The 2,029-nt window shown below is 73.6% G+C and carries 3 protein-coding genes and 1 pseudogene; 1 reads left to right on the top strand and 3 read right to left on the bottom strand.

Features of this window, described 5'->3' with window-relative positions:
* Nucleotides 1-356 (bottom strand): annotated as a pseudogene (locus tag C4313_RS11650) (hypothetical protein); the annotation flags it as partial.
* Entirely contained in the window at nt 353-1,183 is an 831-nt protein-coding gene (locus C4313_RS11645; protein ID WP_352430012.1) for a TlyA family RNA methyltransferase, read from the bottom strand. The gene C4313_RS11645 and the pseudogene C4313_RS11650, both read right to left, overlap by 4 nt.
* Nucleotides 1,184-1,243: 60 nt before the next feature.
* Between C4313_RS11645 and C4313_RS11640 the strand changes: the two genes are divergently transcribed.
* Entirely contained in the window at nt 1,244-1,666 is a 423-nt protein-coding gene (locus C4313_RS11640) for a hypothetical protein (RefSeq protein WP_352430011.1), read from the top strand.
* A gap of 19 nt (nt 1,667-1,685) precedes the next feature.
* Here C4313_RS11640 and C4313_RS11635 read toward each other — a convergent pair.
* On the bottom strand, nt 1,686-2,029 hold a 344-nt coding region (locus C4313_RS11635; RefSeq protein WP_352430010.1), incomplete at its 5' end, for an isoaspartyl peptidase/L-asparaginase.

The following is a 2,029-nucleotide window of genomic DNA, read 5'->3' as shown; positions in this document are numbered from 1 at the left end:
GGCTGCTCGGCGGCCAGCCACGCCCGCCCCAGGCCGATCCAGGCCTCCTCCGCCTGTTTCGGGGTCGGGCGCCCTTCCAGGGCTATCGCGTAGGCCGCCGCCGCTTCCTCAAAGGCGCCGATGCGGAGGGCCCGGCGGGCCCGCTCCAGCCATTCCTCGGGGCGGAGCGTCAGCGTGGGAGACAAAGTGGGGGAAGGCGCCGGCGAGGGGGTGGCTGTCCGAGAAGGTTCCGCCGGCCGGGCCGTCGGGGGACGATCCGCGCGGCGCAACATTCCGAACCCCCCGATCAGCCCGCCCAACAGCACCCCCAGCGCCACCCACCGCCACCCGGCCGGCCCCCGCAGCGATGCCGTCATCGCCCTTCCTCCCGAAGAAGGTCCTCGGCCGGGATCCGGGAGGGAGGATGGGCCTCCAGCTCCGCGAAGGCCCCCTGCAAGAGCGCCTCCACGTCGGCAGGCCCTTCCCCCTTCTGCAGCCACGCCAGAAACTCCACGTTCCCGGCCGGCCCCAGCAGCGGCGAGGGCATCAGGCCCCGGGGCCACCACCCCTGCCCCTGGCTCCAGGTCAGCAGGTCCCGCAGCACCCGCGCGTGGACCGTCCGGTCCCGCACCACGCCGCGCCGGACCTCCGACCGCCCCGCCTCGAACTGGGGCTTGATGAGGAGGATGGCATGGCCACCGGGAACCAGCCAGCGGTGGGCATTGGGGAGGATGAGGCGGACGGAGATGAAGGACACGTCGATGGTCACCAGGTGCACAGGCTCCGGCAGCGCCGTCAGATAGCGGGCGTTGGTCCGCTCCATCACGACCACCCGCGGATCGCGCCGCAGCCGCAGGTCCAGCAGCCCGTAGCCCACATCGATGGCGTAGACGCGGGCGGCCCCGTGCTGCAGCAGGCAGTCGGTGAAGCCGCCGGTGGAGGCGCCGACGTCGGCGCAGACGGCCCCCTGCACCGGAACCGGGAACCGGGCCAGGGCGGCGGCCAGCTTGAACCCCCCTCGGCTGACATAGGGCCAAGGGGCGAGGAGGGCCACCGGGGCCTCCGGGTCCACCATCGCCCCCGGCTTGTCCACCACCCGGTCCCCCACCCGCACCCGGCCGGCCCGGATCAACTGTTGGGCCCGCTCCCGGCTCTCCGCCAGGCCCCGCTCGACCAGCAGGACGTCCAACCGCACCCGTGCCATCGCCTTCCCATCCTGGATTATGGCAAAATGAGTGAAAACGTGTTCGACGCGGAGGTTGTTATGGGTTTGCGGATCCCCCCGGAGGGGCTGCGGTGGATCGGGAACGGGCTGATCCTCCTGGGCGTGCTGGCCTGGGCGCCGTTTCTGGCGGCCACGGTCCAGGGGGAGGACTGGCCCTTCTGGCCGTTTCTGGCGGCCCACCTGGCCGGCGTGCTGGGCGGATGGCGGTTACGGGCCCGGGCGGCGATACGGGAAGGGCTTCCGCCGGAAGCCCCGGCGGCCGGGCGCCGCCGGCGGTGGCTGAGCCGGCTGCTGATCTATCTCGGTGTGCTGGCCTGGGCGCCCTATTTCTACCAAACCCGGGTGCTGGGGAACGAGGTCGAGATCGCCCCGTATCTGGCGGCGCACCTCACGGGCGTCCTCAGCGGCGTGGCGCTGCGCCTCAGCCTGGAGGTCGAACGGCGGTGGCGCCCCCGGCCGTAGCGATCCCGCGCCGGAGCCCTTACGCGCGGATCCCCGCCGCGATGGTGGTCCCGTCCGTCCAGGCCCACGCCATATGGGGGGTGTTGTGGGCGATCCCGATCCGCCCCTCGCGGTCCAGCGCGATGAGCCCGCCGTGGCCCCCCACCCGCTCCACCAGCAGGCGGATGGCTGCCGCGACGGCCACGGCGGCGGGGAGGCCCCAGGCCATCCGATCGCACGCCGCCTTGGCGATCACCACCCGCATCAGGGTCTCGCCCCAGCCGGTGGCCGCCGCCGCCCCGGCCCGATCGTCGGCGTAGGCCCCACAGCCGACCAGAGCCGAGTCCCCCACCCGCCCCGGCCACTGGTTGGACATCCCGCCCG

It is taken from the genome of Thermoflexus sp. (assembly GCF_040289485.1).
In the GTDB taxonomy this organism is placed as follows: domain Bacteria; phylum Chloroflexota; class Anaerolineae; order Thermoflexales; family Thermoflexaceae; genus Thermoflexus.
This window is presented reverse-complemented; position numbering and strand designations above follow the sequence as displayed.

Excerpts from the sequence above, each read along its gene's own strand:
- C4313_RS11645 (WP_352430012.1), bottom strand. The coding sequence starts at position 1,183 with ATGGCACGGGTGCGGTTGGACGTCCTGCTGGTCGAGCGGGGCCTGGCG.
- C4313_RS11640 (WP_352430011.1), top strand. The coding sequence starts at position 1,244 with ATGGGTTTGCGGATCCCCCCGGAGGGGCTGCGGTGGATCGGGAACGGG.